This is a genomic window from Cohaesibacter intestini (assembly GCF_003324485.1).
Classification (GTDB): Bacteria; Pseudomonadota; Alphaproteobacteria; order Rhizobiales; family Cohaesibacteraceae; genus Cohaesibacter; species Cohaesibacter intestini.
In genome coordinates this window covers 194,344-216,568 of sequence record NZ_QODK01000001.1, presented here as the reverse complement: position 1 = coordinate 216,568, position 22,225 = coordinate 194,344, and the positions used below count along the sequence as shown (strand labels likewise).

Genomic DNA, 22,225 nt, shown 5'->3' with positions numbered 1-22,225 from the left:
CGGCGTGACGGGGCGACGAGACGTCTCACAGGCCACAAAAACGCGGGCCATAACTTCACCAGCCATTGAACGAAAAAGAGCAATCGCGCGGGCGACTGCTCTATTTGGTATCTGTCGTACGATGGTGGCTGAAACGCTTTGATAAATCTGCGCTCAGGCGCTGACCCGAAGCTTTGATGCCTTTTTCTCGAAATGAGCGACGATAAAATCGGTTGTCTGCGCGGCATCAACTGGCTTGCCCAGATGAAAGCCCTGTCCATAATCACAACCCAGATCCTTCAGGATCGACATCTGTTCCATTTCCTCGATGCCTTCAGCGGTGGTGTGCAGACCAAGGCCTTCTCCCAGCGATAGGATGGTCTTGACGATCCGCATCTGCTTTTCGTCGGTATTGACGCTGGCGATGAAGCTGCGGTCAATCTTGATGCGATCGAAGTAAAGATTGGAGAGCTGCAACAGGTTCGAATAGCCTGTGCCAAAATCATCAAGGGCAATCCGGACACCGGCATTGTGCAGGCTCTTAAGCACGAAGCTTGCGGTCTCCATATCGTTGACCAGCGAGGATTCCGTGATTTCCACTTCCAGACGATGCGGCGGAAGTCCGGCCTCCCCCAAAACCGACAGGATGCGCAGACCGACCAGACGGTCTGACAGCTGCAGCAGAGACAGGTTGAAGGACAAGGTCAGATCCGCGGGCCATGTCTTGGCATCCTTACAAGCCTGCAACAGCAATTGGTCCGACAATTCGGTGATCACACCCATATCTTCGGCAAGCGCAATGAACTTTTCAGGCGAAACCGGACCGTGCCCATTGCGGGTCCAGCGAGCCAAGGCTTCAAACCCGCGCAATTCGCCGGCTTTCAGGTCAAACAGCGGCTGATAATGCGGCTTGATCTCGTTGCGGGCCATGGCTGCCAGCAAATCCTGCTCGAATTGTGAACGCTGAAGTTTCAATTCCAGCATCTCTGGTTCAAACGTGGCAACGCAATTCTTGCCCGACCGCTTGGCGTGATACATGGCGATGTCAGCATTGTTGATCGCACCGGTAAGGTCGCGGCTGTCTTGCGGATATTTGGCCAAACCGACCGACACGCCAATATGGTTGGTGATGCCGTCAATGACAATGGGTTTGAGAATGCTGTTTCTCAGATTCTCGGCGACGGCCTCAAGATCTGGCGTTTCAGCAAGATTGACAACTGCGAGAAATTCATCACCGCCCAAACGGAAGGCCAGTTTGATCGCCTCATTCGAGGTGATGCGTTCTGCCACTTGCTTGAGCAGGCGGTCGCCGCCTGCATGGCCTGTCAGATCGTTTATTTTCTTGAACCCATCCAGGTCAAGGGCGATCAGGCCATAGGATTTGGCTTCGCTTTGTTTTTTCTTCCTGCCAATCCCACGATCGGTCTTGTCGATAAAGCTTTTGAGATAATGGCGGTTGGGAAGACCGGTCAGGCTGTCATGGCGAGACAACCAGTCAAGATCGCTCTCGGCGCGGGCACGGCGCTTGCCTTCCTCGGACTGTTTATAAAGATAGCGGTAATAATTGAAGGCGCCGGCCAAACCAAAAACCACGGCTGCCAGAAACAGTTCATCCAGCTCCCATCCTTCATGGGTTTCCATGAGGGTCACAAGCGATTCAAAGGCATCATGTTGTTCTCCATAGATCCACACCATAACGGCGAGGAGGGAGACCAGTGCAGGCTCGAGATGTTTGGATGAGAGCAGTTTCCGCCACATGATTTTTCTTTGTCCGCTGGATGTATCTCCACCCAAGGATAAGGAGCATAGGTTCCTTTTGTGTTAAACTGCGTAGATGTGGCGGGCGGGCTTTCTTGTTGGTTAACAAGGCGAAAACAATTAAAGCTCCGTGGCCAAAACCGCCGTTGCCTTGCTGCGATCTGACGGCGATCTGGAGCCACATCTCACGCTCTGGCTGGGTGCCAGAAGAAGGGGCTCTCGCACAGTGTGTTAATCAACCGATCGCTTTGCCTTGACCCACAGGGTGAGGCCTGCGAGACCGAAAATCAAACAGATGCCTGCAATGATATCGGCAAGTCGCACCCTTGCATCCATCTCTTCGATGCGTTCGAGCAAAGGGGTGATCTCCCGTGCGACCGCTGTGCGGATCTGCGCTTCCGTGAGGCCGTTCCCGGTGCCCGACGCAGCCGTTTCTTGTGGTGCTGGATGAAGGGAGGATTGTGGCACATGGGAGGGTACTCCCTCGGCTCCAAACCGTTCCGCCTTCAAGGCGCGAGAGGAAACATGGCCGTCACCGCTATTGATCGTGACCGTCAAGGGAGCCGTGACGGTGTGAGGCACAGGGAAGCGGAAAGCGCCCTGATCATCGGTCTTGCCCTCGGCAACAATCTTGCCCTCCATTCTGGCCAACCAGCGCACATTTTGAGGGCGACCTCCGCCAACAAAAAAGCCATAGCCGCGCACCACGTCGCCCTCGACAGTCGCGAACAGTTTAAGGCTATGGGCAATGGCGGGAGCGGACGCGCCAAGGCACATCAACAGCAGGCAGATCAGGCGGACAAGTGGCAGGATTGAAGGGCGGAACATCAAAAGGATCATCCCGGTTTGATCGGTTGGTCGGTGGCTGGATCACCTCTATGACTGCGCGCTTTTACAATGGTGAAGGCGGACAGACAAGAAGCACCAATGGCGCATAGCCGCCCCCGGCCGAAGCCGGAAGCCGCTGGCTGGTTTATCGGAAAGCCCGGATCATTGTGCGGATTTGGCATTCACCCAGATCAGGGCGCCAAGCTCGACCGGTACGCTCTTGCCGTCTGGAGACGTCATCGGCTTGTCGCCATCGATCAGCGCGGCAAAGCCCCACCAGCCGGCAAACGGCATGGCATAGGAGAAGGTGCCATTGGCATCGGCCTTGATTACCTGCGTGATATAGGCATCATTCGGTGCCTTGATGCCCTGATCATTGATCACTTCCACCTCGATTTCGGCAAAGGGTACCGGTTCACCGCCCTTGGTAACAATGCCGGTGAACAGATTGCCGGTCCAAAGGCCGGTCGGATTGCTCAGGGGCACGATCTCGACAGGGAAGCCAACGCTCGCATCCCAGCCATCACCCGAGGCGTAGCTGTCGACGACGACCTTCGAGTAATGGATGATATATTTGCCTTCCGCGGGCTCCCAATAAGGGGCAGGCTCGATATAAAAGATCGAGGCCCCGGGCTCTGCCAACTCGTGGGTAAAGCTGTAAGTCATTGCTTTGCCGACTGGTTTTTCCACAAGCTTGCCGCTCAGATCGCGCTTCTCCCCGTCTTTCAAAATGCCCACCGCAGTCGGCTTGGCCATGGTCATCACCGGGCCGCCTTCGAAGGGATGGGTGAAGACGAGGCTCACATCCACTGTACCGCCATCGGCCAAAATGTCTGCCGATGGAATGATTTCCTGAAAATGAGCGGATGCCGGGAAAGCAACAGGAGCAAGGAGCAAAGCCAACGTGAGGGCGCGGGCAGAAGAGGTCATGCAGAGAGGATCCTTTGTGGGAGGAGGAAAGTGGGTATGAATTATCGGCAGATAAATCATACGGACCCTTTCTGCACAATACGTAGTTTTTTTGCTTCTTCTGATCCAGGCTCTTTACTGGTAAGCTCACCACCGGCTGAAAAGCCAAGAAAACAGCGAAAGGACCGGGGAAGAGATGAAGCGCATCACGATTACGCTTTCCGATGAAATTGCCGCAGACCTAGACCAATATATGGGGGATAGCGGTGCAAAAAATCGGTCAGAAGCCATTCGCGATCTGGTTCGCCGGGCAATGCTTGACCGCCATGACGGCCCGGATGATGCGGATTGCTTGGGAATTGTTTCCTATACTGTCGATCAGACAAAGCGCAATCTGGGTGCCCGGCTGGCCAAGCGGCGGCTTGATGCCCATGACCGTCATTTGACCTCTCTGTCTGTACCGCTGGATCATTCCACCGCGCTGGAAATCGAGGTCACGCAAGGCAAGCTCGGTGACATTGCCTCTGCCGCCGAAACGCTGTTTCTGGAGCGCGGAGTGGCCCACGGAGCCCTGTCTCTGGTGCCAATCAGTGCCAACGGCAAGCATCACGTCCATGAAGATGAAGAGGAAGCGTCTCCCCATCGTCATATACATGTGCAGCAAGCCTTTCAGAAATCGCAGCAAGGCAAATAGCAACAAGGCATTTAGCGTTAAGCGACAAGCGCTTGACCACTGCACGGACATGGTTTGGGGCACCCTGACCCTGACCCTGACCCTGATGGGGGCATGGTAACCTTTGCCTGTGCCTTGCGTGGGCGCAGTTGCGTACCCTCTAGCCCAGTGACCGCCCCACATGCAGCTCAAGATCCAAGGTCAGGATCTTGCCCTGATGCCGTCGGGATATCCGTCCACCCATGGGGTCGGGCAACGGATGCGGCTATGCGCGTTCACACAAGTCTTCCACGTCAAAAATGACATGCTTTCGCCATAAGGCTTGTATAGTAACCATTACGACACTAATTATTAGAGTTGAAATCAACAGCAGGAGACTCTATTTTAATATGTGTGGAATTTGCGGCGAAGTCAGGTTCGATGGCACTCACGTTCCCCTCGAAAAAATCCAGACCATGACAGACCGCCTCGCCTCGCGTGGCCCCGATGCGTCAGGGACCCATGTCGAAGGCCCGTTGGGTATGGGACATCGGCGCCTGAAGATCATTGACTTGTCCGATGCGTCCAGCCAGCCCTTCATTGATGAAGACAATGAGCAAGTCATGGTCTTCAATGGCTGCATCTACAATTATCCCGAACTGCGCGCCGAGCTGCAAAAGGCCGGTCATCGCTTCAAGTCGCATGGGGATACGGAAGTCATTCTCAAGGCCTGGGCTCAATGGGGAGAAGACGCCCTGCCGCGCCTGCAAGGCATGTTCGCCTTCGTCATTCATGAAAAGCGTACTGGCCGGATCATCATGGCCCGCGACCGGTTTGGCATCAAACCGCTCTATCTGAATGAAGGCCCCGGACATATCCGCTTTGCCTCCAGCCTGCAATCGATCCTTGCCGGAGGCGATGTCGATACGTCTATCGACCGCGCAGCCTTGCACAATTACATGACATGGCACGCGGTGGTGCCTGCACCCCGCACGATCCTGAATGGTGTGCGCAAACTGCCTGCAGCGACCCTGCGCATTATTGATGCGAAAGGCAACTCGACTGAGAAGACCTACTGGCAGCCAACCTTCGAGCGCAGTGCGGAAGATGAAGCCCGCTCGGAAGGCGAGTGGTGTGATTTGCTGCTCGAAGAATTGCGCAAGTCCGTTCGCCGCCGCATGGTCTGTGATGTGCCTGTTGGCGTGCTGCTATCCGGTGGGGTGGACAGTTCGCTGATTGTCGGCCTGCTGGCTGAGCAGGGGCAGGAGGGTCTGGCGACCTATTCCATCGGCTTTGAAGATGCCAACAATGAGAAAGGCAACGAGTTCGAATATTCCGACCTCATCGCCAATCACTATGGCACCAACCATCACAAGATCCACATTCCGTCCGCCGAAATGATGGAGAATCTGCCTCACGCCATCAAGGCGATGTCTGAGCCGATGGTCTCCTATGACAATATCGGTTTCTATCTGCTCAGCCGTGAAGTCTCCAAAACCATCAAGGTGGTGCAGTCGGGTCAGGGGGCTGACGAGGTCTTTGGCGGCTATCACTGGTACAAGCCGCTGCAGAGCGCTCCGAACCCGATTGAAAGCTACGCGCTGGCCTTTTTCGACCGCGATCAGAAGCGCATGGCCCGCCATCTCAATCCCGATTATCTCGCCGACCGCAATGAGAGCCTTGCCTTTCTTGCCGAGCATTTTTGCCGTCCGGGTGCATCGGATCCGGTCGACAAGGCCCTGCGCCTCGACACCAACGTCATGCTGGTCGATGATCCGGTCAAACGGGTCGACAATATGACCATGGCCTGGGGCCTTGAGGCCCGCGTGCCGTTCCTCGATCATGAGGTGGTGGAACTGGCCGGGCGGATTCCCAGCAGGCACAAACTGGCCCATGGCGGCAAGGGTGTGTTGAAGGAGGCGTCCAGACAGGTGATCCCGTCGGCGGTCATTGATCGACCCAAGGGCTATTTCCCGGTGCCGGCGCTGAAATATATCGAAGGCCCCTATCTTGAAATGGTCAAGGATGCACTTGGCTCGCAAGCTGCCAAGGATCGCGGTCTGTTCCAGCAATCCTATCTGGATCGGCTGTTTGATGCGCCTTCGGATCACATTACGCCCCTGCGCGGCTCCGAGCTGTGGCAGGTTGCTTTGCTGGAATTGTGGCTGCAAGCGCAGGAGGTCTGATGCAATGAGCACCGACCGGGAAAAACAGAAGCAAACGCCTCAACAGCGTCACGTGGCTCAACACCGGCTGCAGCGCATCAGGCAGGAAGGCATGAGCTCGCTCCATGCCTCCCACGAAATCAGACGCACCAACGTGGCGTTGGATTGCGGCTGGGGTCGCCTGATCTTCGGCAACACCTTTGAAAATGCCGAGGAGCTGATCGAGGTGATGCGAGAAGAGAAGTCTGAGCAGAGAGACATCGCCTTCTATGTCCGCGATCCGCATGTTGTTTTGGCCCAAGCCCCACAGGAGTTTTTCCTTGACCCGTCCCATACCTATCGCCTGGATCTGGCCAATTATCGCCCAGCCCGCGATCGGCGGCAGACCTTCCATATTCGTCGGATATCCACCCAAGCCGACGCCGATGCCACAAACGTCATCCTCGCAGAAAGGGGAATGATTACCATCCCGCCGGAATTTTTCTGGTCACACAGGGATGCTGGCACGGTTACCATGCTGGTGGCTGAAGATGCCCAGACCGGCGACATTCTGGGATCGGTGATGGGAATTGATCACGAAAAGGCCTTTGACGATCCGGACAAGGGCTCGTCCCTCTGGTGCCTTGCGGTCTCTCCCACCGCGCCCCATGCGGGCCTGGGGGAATCCCTGCTGCGCCGTCTGGCCGAACAATTCAAGGCCCGTGGCTCTTCCTATATGGATCTGTCGGTGCTGCATGACAACGAACAGGCCATTGCCCTTTACGAGAAGCTCGGTTTTCGCAGGGTCAATGTCTTTGCCATCAAACGCAAGAACCAGATCAACGAAAAGCTGTTTGTCGGCGATCAGCAGAAGACGGGCCTCAATCCCTATGCCCAGATCATCGTTGATGAGGCGCTCAGACGCGGCATTCATGTCGAGATTCTCGATGCGGCCTATGGCCTCTTCCGTCTGACCTATGGCGGCCGTTCGGTGCGGTGCCGCGAGTCACTGACCGACCTGACCAGCGCTGTCACCTTGTCCATTTGCGACGACAAGCGGATGACCCGCAAGCTGGTTGAACAGGCCGGTGTTGCGGTTCCCGCGCAACTGGATCTTGCCGAAGGGGCCGATATTTCGAGCTTTTTGCGCAATCACGATTCCGTGGTCGTCAAGCCCTCGCGCGGTGAGCAGGGGCAGGGCATTGCAGTTGGTGTCAGCAATTATGACGCGGTTTTGGCCGCCATCGAGCGTGCCCGCAAAGTCTGCCCCGATGTGCTGCTGGAAGATTGCTATGAGGGCCATGACCTACGTCTTGTTGTCATCGATGACAGGGTGGTTGCCGCCGCCCTGCGCCTGCCAGCCAAGGTCATTGGTGATGGCAAAAAGACCGTCCGCCAATTGATCGAAAGCCAGAGTCGCAGGCGCGCTGCGGCGACCGGGGGCGAAAGCACCATCCCGATCGATGCCGAAACCGAACGATGCGTCATCGAAGCGGGTCTGGGCATGGATGACTGTCCTGAACGGGGCCGGGAAATCACCGTCCGCAAGACCGCCAATCTCCATACGGGCGGCACCATTGTCGATGTCACAGAAGAAGTGCATCCGCGATTGATTGATGCCGCGGTTAAGGCTGCCAAGGCGATTGACATCCCTGTCACCGGGATCGATTTTATGGTAAAGGATCATCGTCAACCGGACTATGTCTTCATCGAGGCCAATGAGCGGCCGGGCCTTGCCAATCACGAGCCCCAGCCGACTGCGGAACGCTTTGTCGATCTCCTCTTTCCGCGCTCGATGCCCGCCGCAGTCCGGCAGCAGCAACAGAACCGAGACGCAACCGAATAAGGCCTGAAAGTCATGACATTGCTGGCAATTGATACCGGCTATCTGCAATCCATCCTGTCACAGTTATTGGAAATCCCGAGCCCGACCGGCTATACCGACACCATCGTCCGCTTTGTAACCAAGGAACTGGAGGCACTGGGCCTTGAGGCCGAACTGACCCGGCGCGGTGCCATCTGCGCCATCCGACAGGGATCGCGCCGCAAGGGTGCCCGCGCGATTGTCACCCATCTTGATACGCTGGGTGCGCAGGTCAAGATGCTGCAGGACAATGGCCGTCTGGCGCTGGTGCCGGTTGGCCACTGGTCAGCCCGGTTTGCCGAAGGCGCTCGTGCTACAATCTTTTCCGAAGACGGAGCCTATCGCGGTACCATCCTGCCGTTGAAGGCGTCCGGTCACACCTTCAATGAGGAAATCGATCAGGCTCCGATCGGCTGGGACCATGTGGAATTGCGTATCGATGCGCTGGCCCGCAACCGGGATGATCTGGAAAAGCTGACCATCGATGTCGGCGACATTGTTTCCATCGATCCGCAGGCCGAATTCATCGACAACGGGTTCATTGTTTCTCGCCATCTTGACAACAAGGCTGGTGTCGCTGTGGCCTTGACGGCCCTCAAGGCCATGCAGGATGCCGAATTGCGAACGCCGGTCGACATCCATTTTCTGTTCACCATTGCCGAGGAGGTCGGCGTCGGCGCGTCTTCCGTGCTCACGCCGGAGGTCGCGTCGATGATCTCTGTCGATAACGGCACCTCGGCTCCGGGGCAGAATTCCGACGAGTTTGGCGTCACCATCGGCATGGCCGACCAGACCGGACCGTTCGACTATCATCTGACCAAGAAGCTGGTTGACCTTTGCAAGGAAAATGACATCCGGTTCCAGAAGGACATCTTCCGTTATTACCGTTCGGATTCCGCCAGTGCCGTGGAGGCCGGGGCCGATGTCCGCACCGCTTTGATCACTTTTGGCGTTGATGCCTCCCACGGATACGAGCGGATCCACATGCATGCCTTAAGGTCGTTGTCAGAACTGATCACCGCCTATGTCGGCAGTCCGGTGGAGATCAAGCGGGATTTCGAGCAATATGCCGAAGGCATCACCGGCTTCACCAAACAGAAGACCGACGACGCCGAGCAGGATCTGACCCGTGATGTAGACAATGAGGAACTCGGACCGCAAGCCTGAACGAGGTGCCCGCCAAAGCGAGACGACTGAGGCGGGGCGTGAAGGCTGAAGCGGGAAGGCGTGCGCAGGGAGTGAGTGGGGAGGCTTGCTCTGCTGTGCGCGTTCGTTCGCTCTGTCTCTAGACCACGTTGCGGTCGCGATAGGTCTGGAGAAAATCGCGCACCCTTTGGTCTTCCGGTTCTTGCGCAAAAATTTCTTTTGGTGGCACACAGGTCACCAAACGGCCTGCATCAAGAAAGGCCACCCTGTCGGCCACATGGGCGGCAAAGCCCATTTCGTGGGTCACCACCACCATGGTCATGCCTTCCGATGCCATTTCCTTCATCACGCTCAAGACTTCGCCGACCAGCTCCGGGTCGAGCGCCGAGGTCGGTTCATCAAACAGCATCACCCTTGGTTCCATCGCAATGGCCCGGGCAATGGCCACGCGCTGCTGCTGCCCGCCGGAGAGATTGGCCGGATAGCTCTCTGCCTTGTCGGACAAATGCACCTTGGTCAGGGCTTCATGGGCTTTGGTGCGGGCCTTGGCTCGGCTGAGGCCTTTGACGCTGACGAGCGCCTCGGCCACATTGTCGAGTGCCGACATATGCGGCCAGAGATGAAAATGCTGGAACACCATGCCGATCTGCTGGCGCTGGCTGCGCAACGCCTCGCCCGTCAGGGCCTTGCGCGGGGATGCGCCTCCCTCTTTCCAGCCAATAAGATCGCCATCCAGCCGCACTTCGCCTTGGTCATATTCCTCAAGAAAATTGAGACAGCGCAGCAAGGTCGACTTGCCCGACCCGGACGGACCGATCAGGCACAGGACCTCGGAGCGATGCACATCAAGCGAAATCTCGCTCAGTGCGGCGAAATCATCGAAATGTTTCGACAGCTGACGCACCGCGATGATCACATCGTCGGACGGGGAGGAATAGGGCATGGATGTCTCGGTCAAATCTCTCTCCAATCAGGCGCGGCGCAGGTGACGGGTCACGCGCGCTTCCACCCTTTTGCCCAGCCAGTTGGCCCCCAGCACCATCAGCCAATAAAACAGCGACAGCGCAAGGAACGGCTCGACAAAGGAAAAGGTTTCCGCTGCCATGGTCTGGGTCTCATAGAGCAGCTCAGGCACGGTCACCACGGACAGGATGGCGGTTTCCTTGGTCAGGATAATGAAGAAATTGGTCAGCGGCGCAGTGATCGGCACCAGCATTTGCGGCAGGATGATCCGCCAGAGGATGCGCTTTTCCGACAGGCCAACACAGCGCGCCGCCTCGATCTGGCCTTGCGGCACCGCATTGAAGCCGGAGCGGAAAATTTCGGCAAAATAGGGGCTGCCATAGAGGATGAAGCTCAGGATCCCCGCTTCCACCGGCTCCAGCACCAGCCCGATATAAGGCCCGCCATAATAGAGGATGAACAGCTGGATCATGAAGGGGGTGCCGCGGATCACCTCGACATAGGCATAGATCAGCCAGCCCAGTGGCCGCGGCCCCCAACGATTGAGGCAGGCGAGCGAAAAGCCAAACACCAACCCGCCAAGCGAGCCCACCAACCAGCACAGAATGGTCACCCCGAAGCCGGACAACAAGGCCGGGCCATAGCGGACAAAAAGATCAAGCTCCATATCCGCTCCTATCCGACCTGCAATTTGCGCTCAATCAGACGACCACCGATTGACAGGATCCAATTGATGACAAAATAAATGACCGCTGCCGCCAGATAGATTTCCAGCGGGCGATAGGTCTCGCCAGCGATATTCTGCGAAATACGGGTCAATTCACCAATGCCGACCACGCTGGCCAGCGACGATACCTTGACCAACAGGATCAGTTCATTGACCAGACTGGGCATGCTGATGCGGATGGCTTGCGGCACCAGAATACGTTTCCAAAGGGACAGGCTCGACATGCCAAGGGCATGGGCCGCTTCGCTTTGCCCCGCCGGGATCGCCATCAGCGCACCACGCAAAATCTCTGCCGTATAGGCTGCCGAACACATGCCAACCGCCAAAATGGCCGCCTGCACGGCGGGCAGATCAATGCCGATATAGGGAAGCATATAATAGAACATCAGCAGCTGGACGAGCAAAGGCACGCCGCGAAAGAAGCTGATATAGAGGGCGGCACCATTTGACAGAAGGTGCCCTTTAGACATTCGGCCGGCGCACAGGAAAATGCCCCAGACCAGAGAGATGGCCATACCGGACAGCGAGATCAGCAGAGTCCATCTGGCGGCTGCCAGCAAATAGGGAAAATTGTGCAATATCGTGTCGAACGAAAAGCTCAATTGTTCGGACTCCGCATCGTTGCTCGCAAAAAGGCAAAAGGAAAGAAGCATCCGACAGAGATTTGCCGGATGCATGCGCGTGCTTATTTAACGACCGGCATCTCGGTTGGCAACTCCGGATTGGCTCCGAGCCACTTTTCGTTGATTGCCTTGAGGCGGCCATCCTTGTGCATTTTCAACAGAGCCTCATTGATGGCGGCAACCAGCGTCGCGCTGTCTTCGCCATGACGGGCCACCCAGCCAAAATAGGCTGGCTCACCAAAGGGGGGCAACACCAGTTCAAACAGACCCGGACGCTGGGTTGCGGCATAACCCATCAGGCCCACCGCATTGGCAACGCCCTGAATGCGGCCTGCCGCCAGATCGGCCAGGGCTTCGTCGATATTGACATAGCCGCGCACATCAGCCGCAGGAGAAACGCTGCCAGCCAGCTTTTCCAACTCAGCCAGCTCGGCGGAGCCTTTCTGCGAGCCGACTTTCTTGCCAGCAATGTCTTCAGCCTTCGAGATACTGTCGTCGCCTGCTTTCTTGGCCAGAGCCACAGTGGCGTTGCCCATTGGCAGGGTGAAGGCATAGCGCTTCATCCGTTCAGCGGTCATGGTGACGGGGGCATGGACAAAGTCGAATTTGCCTGCTTCCAGTCCCGGCAGGATCGACTGCCATGGCAAATCGAGATATTCCACTTCGACGCCCAGTTCCTTGGCCACTTCATCAAACATGTCGCGGCAAATACCCTGATATTCGCCATCCTTGAGCATGTCATAAGGGGCATAGTGCATTTCAGTGGCAGCAGTGATTTTGCCTTTTGCCTTGATGTCGGCCAACAGGTCGGCCTGAGCGACAGAGGCAAAGCCAAAGCTGACGGCAGCAGCGGCAACAATGCCAAGAAACTTCATTTTCATATTTGGTGTCTCCCGATTGGATCATGAGAAGTTGATGGCAATAAATTTCGTTTGCTGTCGGAATTCTTTGATCAAAATACCGCCAGAAGGGCGAAAATGGTCTTTTGCACAAGTGATTGCCTGCCTTATGCGCAGGAAGACGTAGCGATTGCACCAAACATGGAGGAAGGATTGGGGTCATGCATCCCCGAATTATGTGTAGCGATATATCCATGGCTGAATTAGGCAAGTTGAGCAGACAAACAAAGATACAATCCGAGACACTTTGATACGGGCAAAAGCGGCTCTGTTCCCATAGTATGAAGGCAATGATATCATGGTTTCGAATATAACTAATTATGGGGATTGATCATGCAAAACTGGACCAAACCGCTCTTTGGCGTCCTGCTTCTGACCGCCAGCAGCCTGCCTGCCATGGCAGGTTTTGATGAGGATGTCGACAAGGCCTATGCTCCTTATCGGGTCGCGCTATTCAAAAGCAATCAGAACGATGCCGAAGCCACGAAGATGGCCATTGGCAAGTTCCTGAAAATCTGGGATGGCACCATCCTGACCAGTTACACCACGGCCCCCGCCCGCTATGAAGGGGAGGCCAACTGGTCAAAGACCCTCACCGATATCAAAGCGATTGCGGTGAAGGCAGACGCCGCCACCAAAGAGGGCAAGGTGGCCGAAGCCCACGAAATTCTCGAAGCGATCCGCGATGAGCTGGACGGCTTGCGGGACCGCAACGGCATTCGTGTTTTCTCAAGTTACATCAATGCCTATCACAGCGAGATGGAACATCTCCTCAATGTGAAGCTTTCCAAGGAGAGCTGGAGCCCGAAACTGGCGGGAGACATCCACGAGCAACTGGGTGTGCTGGCCTATCTCGCCAAGGACATCACCGCGCATGTTCCTGTGGCCTATCAGGATCAGGACGCATTCAAGGCGCTGCTGAATGGCCTGCATCAATCAATCAATGGCTTGCGTGCTGCGCTTGACGACAATGACCCGATGGCGGTCGCCAAGGCCATCAAGAGCTTGAAGCCCGCCTATGCCAAATTGTTCCTCAAATTTGGCTGATTTTTCGTGTTTATGCCTTGCCGGGATTTGTTGCGAAACGCAGCTCGACCAGAGTGAATGTCGAACAAAAAGGGGGCTCTGTGCCCCCTTTTCTTGCCTTTGCATCAGGCAAAGATCACACTGGTCAGCACCACCGTTACGATGCCGCCCAGCACTGGCAAGGCCGTCCGGCGGACAATCTCGATCGGGCTGCATTGGCCCGCGTCGCTCACCGCGATGATGACGCCTGCAACCGGTGACATGGAGCGGGCGAGACCGGCGGTCAACTGCATCGGCAGCAGCATGGCAACCGAGGTTGCGCCAAAGCTCGATGCGATATTCGGCGCCAGATGGCCAAAGGAAAAGAAGGCCGCATTGCCCGATCCGGTAATCACCGCGATTACCGTCACCATCGCACACATGACCAAGGTCATCGCGGTGATGCCAAAGCCAGCCCCCTGGGCACTCTGGATCAGGAAGTCGACCATGCCGATGGTTCTGAGGCCAGCGGCAAAGATCTCGGCACAGACCACCAGCGACACGATGCGGGCAAACATCTGCCCCATACCGTCAAAGAAGGCCATGAAGCCCTTGCTGACCGCCTTGCCGTCGCGATGGCGGATGATCTCACAAACAAGCGCGATCAGCGCGCCGATCAGCATTGCCGTGACCACATTCAGCTTGACCGAGCTGATGACCAGCTTGGAGAAGATCAGGATCAGGGTGAGCGGGATCATTGGCAAAAGCGCATAAAAGGCAGGCGCTGCTGGCTTGTCCGTTGCGCCCTCTGCCTGCAAGCGTGGACCATCTGCGGCAACCACATGCCCGGCTTTGCCATCAAAATAGCGTCCGCTGACATAAGTCAGAATGGTGATGACAGCGATGGCAGCGAGACCGACTGGCAACTGATGCTGGGCGAAATAGACCGCCACATCCAGCTCGGCGGTTTTGGCCGCAAGGTTGGACGCCCCGGACGCTGGCCCCAGATCGAGCACGGCGGTCGTGCCGATCATCGCAGCGGCAGCAGCCCGGCTGACCCCAAGGCGCACCAAGGTGGGGAAAAAGGTGACCAGCAACAGCATGGCAAGGCCCGCTGCACTGGGAATGAAGATGTTGAGAAACTGACCCACCGCATAGCCCAACGCCAAAACCATATAGGGCGCATTGAGCAAGCCCAAAGGGCGAATGGCCACATTGACCATCGCATCGGTCGCCCCGATATGATCCATATATTTGGCAAAGCCACCCGCCGCCATGATGATCATGCCAAGGCCTGCGGCCCGATAAGCCAGAGACCCCCGGACATAGTCGAATATATCAAACAGCGACAGCCCGGTCGACTTTGCCTTCTTGAACAGGATGGATGTGTCCGGGGCCACAAACAGGGTCAGAGTGAGCAGCAACAGACCCGCCAGCAGCAGGACCGTGTGGGCCTGATATTTCTTGATGATGAGCCAGGCCACGCCGATGGTGACCACGAGGCCGATGAGGAAACCTAACATATAATCCTCCCAGAATAATTCAGGTTCGTTGATTGCCAGAAATCAATTGGGCGTCAGCGGGACGGAAGCGATGTCTCCAGAATCGGAGCAAGAACGGCCTCATAGCCTTCCGCATCTTCCAGATAAGGGGCGTGGCCCACATTGGGCAACGTGATATGGGTGGCCTGTGGGGTCAGGGATTTGAGCTCAGCTGACAGATCGGAGCGCACCACCGGGTCCGCACCGCCAAACAAAATCCATGTCGGAAGGCGGATCTGTTTGTAGAAAGGGCGTAAATCGGCAAATTGTAGCATCCGGGTTGCTGAATATAGCCCATCCGCGCGGGTGCCTGCGGCAACATAGGCGGCGAGCTCCAGTGCGAAGGGATCAACCGGATGGGCGACCATATGGGTCGCGCGGCTGCGTCCATAGGCCTCGGCCCCCTGTTGTTTGAGAATGTGGATCCGCTCGACCAGCTTCTCGCTTGGAGGCGTGTCTGCGGGTTCACCATAGCCAGCATGGCTGCAGGAAATGACCAGCCGGTCGAGCAAAGGCACCGGATCCGCCGCAATCCGGGCTGCCAAAGTGCCGCCCATCGAATGGCCGACAAGGGTCAGAGACGGCAGCGCCAGCGCCTTGATGAAGCCGCGCAATTGCTCTGCAAACATCTCAAGATCCGGTTCCATGTCTGCCGACTGGCCATAGCCCGGCGCATCCCACGCAATCACGCGCGCCTTGGCGCTGAGGCCAAGCATCTGAAGCACCCAGCTATCCGCACTGCCAAGCAGGCCATGGAGAAACAAGATGGGCTGGCCTGTCCCCTTGTCGCGGTAGGAGATCGGCAGGCCGTTGACATCGATGCAGCGCCGCTCTGGCAGCTGTTGCATCAGGTCCGTGACAGAAGGGGACCATGAAAGGGTCGCGTCTGGCGACATGATGAGCCTCTTGTGCATTGAATATTGAACTGCCCATCACTATAGGTGTGATCCCATCATATGGATAATGCATAGGTTAAATGATATTATGCAATTTCCTGATAAGGTGAGGAGGGGCAAGGTGAATATCAAAGCACTTCAGGCATTCAACGCGGTGGTTCAGGAAGGCACGGTCAGCAGTGCCGCCAAGCTGCTCAATCTCAGCCAGCCAGCGGTCAGCCGTCTGATCGCGGTGCTGGAGGCGGAATTGCGGCTGACCTTGTTCAAGCGGGAAAGGCAGCGCCTGCATCTGACCGATGAGGGCGTGGCCTTTGACCGCGAAGCGCGGCGCATTCTGGCCGGGTTGCAGGAAATTCCGCGTATTGCCGATGAAATCCGTGCGCACCGCCTCAAACATTTGCGCGTTGTCACCATGCCCCGCGCGGCGCTTTCGATCATGGCCCCGGCCATGGCCCGATTCACCAAGAAGCATCCAAGCGTCAAGGTCTCCCTCGATATTCGCTCCCACCGGGATATCGAAAGCTGGATCAATGGCAGGGAATATGATTTGGGTTTTGGCAATGTGCCGATTGCCCATCGCGCGGCGACCAGCACGCCGCTGGCCCGCGCCGCACTCGAAGTGTTGATGCCAACCGATCACCCCTTTTGCAAAAAAGAGGTGATCGCGCCGGAAGACCTGAGATGCGAGACGCTGATCCAGCAATTTCCCGGTATGCTGCTGCGCAAGCAGACCGACGCTTTGTTTGAAGCCCATGAGGTGAAAATAGAACAGGAAATTCTGACCGGCTCATCGCAAATGGCCCAGCATCTGGTGGCCAATGGGGCGGGGTTGACCATCATCGATCGCCTCAGCATGCTGGCCATGGATGACCGCCGGGTGACGACCCGTCCGCTGAACCCGACGCGCTGGGTGGCCTTTGGGGTGATCCGTCACCGCAGCGATGACCCCGACCCGCTGGTCGAGGCCCTGACGTCTCTGCTGCGAGACGAAATCGAGACACGTGCCGCCGAAGGCTCGATCATTCCCGTCGGACCGGGGGGCGAGCGCTTGGTCGATTGAAGCCCATCACCATGCGAGGTGATGGGACCCCGCCTGATCGGTGCGCTCAAAGCCATGGGCACCGAAATAGTCCCGCTGCCCCTGAATGAGATTGGCTGGCAGACGCGTCTGGCGCAGACTGTCGACATAGCCCTTGGAGGCGGTCATCACCGGCAGCGGAAGGTCCGCAGCCAGACCGGCAAGGATCATCTGCTTGAGGCTTGGCAGTTTGTCTTCGAGCTGTGCTTTGAACCATGGCAGTGCCAGAAGATGAACAAAGTCGTCCGTCCCTTCAATCGCACCTGCAATATGATCGAGCAACGGGGAGGCCAGAATGCAGCCCGCACGCCAGCCGCGTGCAATGGCCGGCAGATCAAGTCCGAACTGATGGTCCTCAGAGGCCGTCTTCATCATTTCCAGCCCTTGGGCAAAGCCGATGATCCGCCCAACCAGCAAACTGTCCCGCATCCGGGTCAGTATCTCTGCATCAAGCGGAAGCGGATCAAGGGAGGGGCTTTCGAAACTGGCAGACAAAGCCGACCGCGCCGTCGTCATGGAGGAAAGGATCCGGGCATCCAGTGCCGCCGTAATGGAAGGCACTCCGACACCCAAATCCAGCGCTGTCTGGGTCGTCCATTTACCGGTGCCTTTCTGACCCGCCCGATCAAGAATGATATCGACCGCCGCAAGGCCCGTTTCCGGATCGTCCTTTTGCAACACAGCTGCACTGACGCCCAGCAGGTATGAGCGATCCTCGCCCTGGTTCCAGCCTTCGAAAATTTCACCGATGGTTCTGGCTGGTTGGCCATAGACGCGGGCGAGCAGGTAATAGATCTCGGCAAGCAGCTGCATTTCGGCATATTCGATGCCGTTATGGACCATCTTGACAAAGTGGCCAGCGCCCTTTGCGCCGATATAACTAACGCATGGCTCCCCGTCTTCTGCCGCCTTGGCTGCCACTTTCTTGAGGATTGGCTCCATCTTGTCAAAGGCAGCCCGGTCGCCACCGGGCATCAGGGCCGGGCCATTGCGCGCCCCGGCTTCGCCGCCGGAAACGCCCATGCCGAAAAAGTGGATCTTGTCCGCTACAAGTCCCTGATGTCGTCGCTCGGTCTCAAGGAAATGCGAGTTGCCACCGTCGATGATGCAGTCGCCAGCAGACAGGAGCGGCTTGAGATCGGCAATGGCCCGGTCAACCGGTATACCGGCTGGCACCATCAACAAGATCTGTCGCGGCACCGAAAGGGTCGCTACCAGATCGGACAAGGTGGCGGCGGTGGTGATCCCGTCCGTCCGCTCACCCAGCCTTGCCAGAGTGGCCCGACGGTCCGCATCCAGATCAAAACCGGCGACGCGTACCCCATTGCGGGCGAGATTTTCCGCCAGTCCCAGCCCCATGACGCCAAGACCGATAACGGCAAAATCAGCATGTTTCATTTTATTTCCACCAAAGAGCGAGTGTCGGGAAGGCGATCAGCAGGGCAACCGCCAGAATTTGCATGGCGATGAAGGGCAACACCGAACGGAAAATGTCGTTCAGCGTGATGCCTTCCGGTGCAACGGACTTCAGATAGAAGGCCGCAGGACCAAAGGGAGGTGACAGGAAGGAGACCTGCATGTTCATCGCAAAGACCACCCCGAACCAGACCGGGTCGTAGCCCAGCTTCATCACGATCGGTACGAATATCGGCATGGTCAGAAGGGCCACGCCCACCCAATCGAGAAACATGCCCAGCATGAACAGGATAGCCATCATCAACAGGATGATCGCCAGCGGCGACCCATCGCCGAAATTGAGGATCAGCGTTTCGACAAAGTGAATGCCACCCATCAGGTTATAGACACCCACCAGCACGCTGGCACCAATGCCGATCCAGATAATCATGCCGCAGGTATTCAGGGTCTGGATGGCGCTCTCTTTGAGCAACTTCCAAGTCAATTCCCCACGGACCCATGTCGAGAACGCGATGCCGAAGGCACCAATGCCTGAGGCTTCCGTCACCGAGGCGATGCCTGCATAGATGCTGCCCAGCACGGACATCGCAATGACCACTGGCAAAGCCACGCCTTTGAGAGCGGCAAATTTCTCCGCGGTGGACATTTCCAGCTCATCGCCGGTGGCAATCGGAGCCATCGCCGGATTGAGATAACAGCGGGTCAGAACATAGATCACGTAGAAGGAGGCCAACATCAAGGCAGGCAGGAAAGCCGCCGTGAACAGATCGGAAATCGAGACATTGGCAATCAGGCCATAAATGATCAACACGATCGATGGCGGCACCATGGTGCCAAGGGTCCCACCTGCGGCAACCGTCCCGATCGCCAGATTGCGATCATAGCCAAGGCGCAGCATTTGCGGCAGGGCCAGCAGACCCAACAGCACGGTTTCCCCGCCAATGATGCCTGACATGGCCGCCAGAAAGACAGCGACAATCAGGGTCTGGACTGCCACACCGCCGCGCAGGCTACCGCCCACCATCCGCATGGCGTTGAACAAATCCCGTGCAATGCCTGACCGGTCAAGGATCGACGCCATCAGCACGAACATCGGCACGGCGACAAAAACGTAAGAGGTGGTGAAACTGAAGACCCGGCTGGCAGTGATCATCGCCGTTTCCGGTCCCACCCAGAAGATGGTGAAGAAGGCGGCAACCAGACCGGTGACAAAGGCCAGTGGCATGCCGGTGGCCAGCAGAGTGAGCATCATGCCCAGCAACAGAATGCTGCCCCAAGCGATGCCAATGGAACTGAGATCGAAAAGTTCAGGCATCAACTTTCCTCCGGATATGATGAACCAGGTGCAGGGCGGTCTGGACGACCATCAGGGCCAGCACCAGAAAGAGAAAACTCTTGATAATTGCCGGGAAGGGCGGATCCCACGCACTGCCGCTGGTCTCCATGCGGAACGCGCCCCAAGGGGTGTAAAGGGCCTCATAGGCGACCAGCCCCGCTGCATAGGCCAGAATGAGCGCATAGATCAGCAGCAGGGTTGAAATCAGGATGTCGAGATAGCGCCGCACCTTGGCGGACACGGTGTCATAGATCAGTCCGATGCGGATATGCTTGTTGTTGGCCATGCAATGGACACCGCCATAGGCAAACAGCAAGGCACACAGGAGTGTGGTTGTCTCATGCACCCAGAAGGTCGGCGAATTGAACACATACCGCGCGACAATCTCGAATATGATGATCAGGCAGGAGACGAAAAACAGCAAACTGAGCGTATGGCCGACTCGAATGATGGCCCGATCCAGCAGGGTCAGAACCGGCGATTGAACCGGGGCAGGGGATGCTGGGTCCCGCTGATTGTCTGATGATGTTTTTTCTGGTTCCATTTGCCTTCCTCCGCCGCAAATTCACTGGCCGAACCCGCAAGGTCCGGCCAGCAATCTCTCGCTCGCCTGTTAGATCAGGCCGGTTTCCTTGAGATATTTGGAAATCACTTCATAGACTTTTTGAGCGTTTGGAGACTTCTGTGCAAAGATTTTCCATTGCTCCTGCGCGATTTTGCGGAATTTTGCCCGCTCTTCCGCAGACCAGTCATGAATGGTGATATCGCCAGACGCGCGGGCTTCTGCCACAGCTGCCAGATCTTGCATTTTCAGCTTCGAGGTGATCTGACGGGCAAAGTCACGCACGGAAACGCGCAGGATTTCCTGCAGATCTGCTGGCATGGAGTCCCATGTCTTCTTGTTCATCGAGACTTCGATGGTCGGCAGGGAGTGGAAGCCCGGATAGACCGGATGCTTGGCCACTTTATGCATGCCTTGCTGGTGGTTGGTCGAGAAGACGGTATAGTCGGCGGCGTCAATCACACCCTTGTCAAGCGAGGTGTAGACTTCGGAGCCGGGCAGGTTCACCGGAGCGGCACCTGCTGCAGCAAAGACCGACTGGACCAGACCTTCAGGCGCACGCAGTTTCAGGCCCTTGAGATCGTCAACGCCATCAAGCGGCACTTTGGAAACAAAGGCTTCAAGACCGGTTGCAGAGGCACCGATGAACTGAACACCATAAGGAGCCAGCAGCTCTTCATACAGTTCGCGACCGCCACCATGCTCGATGAAGAGCAGCATTTCGTTCGGATCGCTCCACGCACCAACCGTGTTGCCAAGAAGGCCAAAGGCAGGGTCTTTACCGGAGAAATAGCCGGTTGCGGTCACATGGCCACTGAGCACACCCGCCTTGATTGCGGTCAGGGTTTCAGTGTGCTTGACGATTGAACCGACCGGCAGCATTTCGATTTCAACACGGCCATTGGTCATGACGCCAACGCGAGAGGCCCATTCCTGCTGGATGACATAGTTCGGGTTGCCCGAATTATCGCTCGACTGGAATTTCAGCTTGTAGCTGTCGGCCGCCGCCACAGGGGCAGCCAGAGTGGCAGCAAAGGCGGCTGCCAGTGCAAGAGTAGAGAATTTCATATCAGTAACCTCCCAGGTTTCTCGATTGAGATAGAATTCAGTGTGATCCGGATCGGATCATGCAATGGACCCGGTCCATGTCTTGACCTGATTTTATGGAGCTCATTCCTCCCGTGTCTGAGCGTCATGTGATAGATGAGGCAGGATTTCCGCAACGGCCTGTTCCACAGACAAAGTCACAGGCACGGTCAGGACCGGTTCATCTTCTGCGGGTTCCTGCAGATCCCTGAACTGGCTATCAAGCAGGCTGGATGGGAAAAAATGCCCCTGCCGTTGCATAAGACGTGGCAGGATCTGATCGCGGGTCCCTGCGATATAAACAAACAGGCCGCCGGATATCCGCTCAAACAGCCGATCCCGATAAGCCCGCTTCAAAGCGGAACAGGCCAGTACCAGCGCCTCGCCTCGGCTTTGATGGTCAAACAGCAAGCTTTCCAGAACCGTCAGCCATGGTTCTCGCATGGCGTCGGTCAAGGGTTTTCCCTCGGCCATGGCGAGAACATTCTCAGCCGGGTGCAAGGCGTCCGCATCCCGAAAGGCGCAGCCCAGTTTATCGGCCAACGCACTTCCTACCGTGGTCTTGCCAGACCCGCTCACTCCCATAACGACGATGATCATGCCTTCTCCGCGCAATGCAGTCGTTCCTCTCCCGTCACCAAAATGATAGCGCTATCATTTTGGGATCATAATAACCGAGCTTCCTCGGCTACCGGAAACTATACACCAAGAAAAATGATAGCGCTATCATTTTGACGACAATCTATCATGCCCCTTTTCTCCCTGTGGATGGAAGGCATATTGCCTAAGCCCCGAGCTACTGTTAGATTGGGT

The 22,225-nt window shown here is 56.9% G+C and carries 20 protein-coding genes; 6 read left to right on the top strand and 14 right to left on the bottom strand.

Annotated features, from left to right (window positions below; translation table 11 throughout):
• Positions 1 to 153: 153 nt before the first annotated feature.
• The 3 genes from DSD30_RS00975 to DSD30_RS00965 all read right to left on the bottom strand — a co-directional run bounded on the left by DSD30_RS00975 (position 154) and on the right by DSD30_RS00965 (position 3,495).
• Positions 154 to 1,737, bottom strand: a complete 1,584-nt coding sequence (locus DSD30_RS00975) for a putative bifunctional diguanylate cyclase/phosphodiesterase (protein ID WP_114007737.1) — start codon at positions 1,735 to 1,737, stop codon at positions 154 to 156.
• A gap of 231 nt (positions 1,738 to 1,968) precedes the next feature.
• Positions 1,969 to 2,565 (bottom strand): cobalamin biosynthesis protein CbiL, encoded by a 597-nt coding sequence (locus DSD30_RS00970; protein ID WP_114008552.1) that lies wholly within the window; start codon positions 2,563 to 2,565, stop codon positions 1,969 to 1,971.
• A 162-nt stretch (positions 2,566 to 2,727) separates the two neighbouring features.
• Entirely contained in the window at positions 2,728 to 3,495 is a 768-nt protein-coding gene (locus DSD30_RS00965) for a DUF4198 domain-containing protein (protein WP_114008551.1), read from the bottom strand.
• Between the two features lie 175 nt (positions 3,496 to 3,670).
• On the opposite strand from DSD30_RS00965, the gene nikR reads away from it, so the two are divergent.
• The 4 genes from nikR (at position 3,671) to DSD30_RS00945 (ending at position 9,301) form a co-directional block, all read left to right on the top strand.
• Complete coding sequence (nikR, locus tag DSD30_RS00960) at positions 3,671 to 4,168, top strand: nickel-responsive transcriptional regulator NikR (RefSeq protein WP_114007736.1); 498 nt, start codon at positions 3,671 to 3,673, stop codon at positions 4,166 to 4,168.
• 368 nt (positions 4,169 to 4,536) lie between these two features.
• Positions 4,537 to 6,312, top strand: a complete 1,776-nt coding sequence (locus DSD30_RS00955; protein ID WP_114007735.1) for an N-acetylglutaminylglutamine amidotransferase — start codon at positions 4,537 to 4,539, stop codon at positions 6,310 to 6,312.
• A 4-nt stretch (positions 6,313 to 6,316) separates the two neighbouring features.
• The gene (gene ngg / locus DSD30_RS00950) at positions 6,317 to 8,116 is read left to right on the top strand and encodes an N-acetylglutaminylglutamine synthetase (RefSeq protein WP_114007734.1); all 1,800 of its coding nucleotides are present in this window, start codon (positions 6,317 to 6,319) and stop codon (positions 8,114 to 8,116) included.
• Positions 8,117 to 8,128: 12 nt separating this feature from the next.
• Entirely contained in the window at positions 8,129 to 9,301 is a 1,173-nt protein-coding gene (locus tag DSD30_RS00945; protein ID WP_114007733.1) for an osmoprotectant NAGGN system M42 family peptidase, read from the top strand.
• A gap of 118 nt (positions 9,302 to 9,419) precedes the next feature.
• Here the strand turns inward: DSD30_RS00945 and DSD30_RS00940 are convergent, their stop codons facing one another.
• From DSD30_RS00940 to DSD30_RS00925, 4 genes are all read right to left on the bottom strand, one after another.
• Entirely contained in the window at positions 9,420 to 10,223 is an 804-nt protein-coding gene (locus DSD30_RS00940) for an amino acid ABC transporter ATP-binding protein (RefSeq protein WP_114007732.1), read from the bottom strand.
• 27 nt (positions 10,224 to 10,250) lie between these two features.
• Entirely contained in the window at positions 10,251 to 10,910 is a 660-nt protein-coding gene (locus DSD30_RS00935; RefSeq protein ID WP_114007731.1) for an amino acid ABC transporter permease, read from the bottom strand.
• 8 nt (positions 10,911 to 10,918) lie between these two features.
• Positions 10,919 to 11,572, bottom strand: a complete 654-nt coding sequence (locus DSD30_RS00930; RefSeq protein WP_245418322.1) for an amino acid ABC transporter permease — start codon at positions 11,570 to 11,572, stop codon at positions 10,919 to 10,921.
• 83 nt (positions 11,573 to 11,655) lie between these two features.
• Positions 11,656 to 12,474 (bottom strand): transporter substrate-binding domain-containing protein, encoded by an 819-nt coding sequence (locus tag DSD30_RS00925; RefSeq protein ID WP_245418321.1) that lies wholly within the window; start codon positions 12,472 to 12,474, stop codon positions 11,656 to 11,658.
• A gap of 351 nt (positions 12,475 to 12,825) precedes the next feature.
• Between DSD30_RS00925 and DSD30_RS00920 the strand changes: the two genes are divergently transcribed.
• On the top strand, positions 12,826 to 13,539 hold the full coding sequence (locus tag DSD30_RS00920) for a hypothetical protein (protein ID WP_114007728.1): 714 nt from the start codon (positions 12,826 to 12,828) through the stop codon (positions 13,537 to 13,539).
• Between the two features lie 104 nt (positions 13,540 to 13,643).
• Here the strand turns inward: DSD30_RS00920 and dcuC are convergent, their stop codons facing one another.
• Positions 13,644 to 15,020: a C4-dicarboxylate transporter DcuC gene (gene dcuC / locus DSD30_RS00915; protein ID WP_114007727.1), complete on the bottom strand. Its 1,377-nt coding sequence runs from the start codon at positions 15,018 to 15,020 to the stop codon at positions 13,644 to 13,646.
• Positions 15,021 to 15,073: 53 nt separating this feature from the next.
• Positions 15,074 to 15,934, bottom strand: a complete 861-nt coding sequence (locus tag DSD30_RS00910; RefSeq protein WP_157967504.1) for an alpha/beta fold hydrolase — start codon at positions 15,932 to 15,934, stop codon at positions 15,074 to 15,076.
• Positions 15,935 to 16,055: 121 nt separating this feature from the next.
• On the opposite strand from DSD30_RS00910, the gene DSD30_RS00905 reads away from it, so the two are divergent.
• Complete coding sequence (locus DSD30_RS00905) at positions 16,056 to 16,994, top strand: LysR family transcriptional regulator (RefSeq protein WP_198662763.1); 939 nt, start codon at positions 16,056 to 16,058, stop codon at positions 16,992 to 16,994.
• Between the two features lie 6 nt (positions 16,995 to 17,000).
• On the opposite strand, the gene gndA is transcribed toward DSD30_RS00905, so the two are convergent.
• The 5 genes from gndA to DSD30_RS00880 form a co-directional block, all read right to left on the bottom strand.
• Positions 17,001 to 18,410 (bottom strand): NADP-dependent phosphogluconate dehydrogenase, encoded by a 1,410-nt coding sequence (gene gndA / locus DSD30_RS00900; RefSeq protein WP_114007724.1) that lies wholly within the window; start codon positions 18,408 to 18,410, stop codon positions 17,001 to 17,003.
• Between the two features lies 1 nt (position 18,411).
• Positions 18,412 to 19,743: a TRAP transporter large permease gene (locus DSD30_RS00895; protein ID WP_114007723.1), complete on the bottom strand. Its 1,332-nt coding sequence runs from the start codon at positions 19,741 to 19,743 to the stop codon at positions 18,412 to 18,414.
• Complete coding sequence (locus DSD30_RS00890) at positions 19,736 to 20,308, bottom strand: TRAP transporter small permease subunit (protein WP_114007722.1); 573 nt, start codon at positions 20,306 to 20,308, stop codon at positions 19,736 to 19,738. Before DSD30_RS00890 ends, DSD30_RS00895 begins: the two co-directional genes overlap by 8 nt.
• Before the next feature lie 69 nt (positions 20,309 to 20,377).
• The gene (locus DSD30_RS00885; protein WP_114007721.1) at positions 20,378 to 21,394 is read right to left on the bottom strand and encodes a TRAP transporter substrate-binding protein; all 1,017 of its coding nucleotides are present in this window, start codon (positions 21,392 to 21,394) and stop codon (positions 20,378 to 20,380) included.
• A 102-nt stretch (positions 21,395 to 21,496) separates the two neighbouring features.
• Complete coding sequence (locus DSD30_RS00880; protein WP_114007720.1) at positions 21,497 to 22,012, bottom strand: gluconokinase; 516 nt, start codon at positions 22,010 to 22,012, stop codon at positions 21,497 to 21,499.
• Positions 22,013 to 22,225 lie beyond the last annotated feature (213 nt).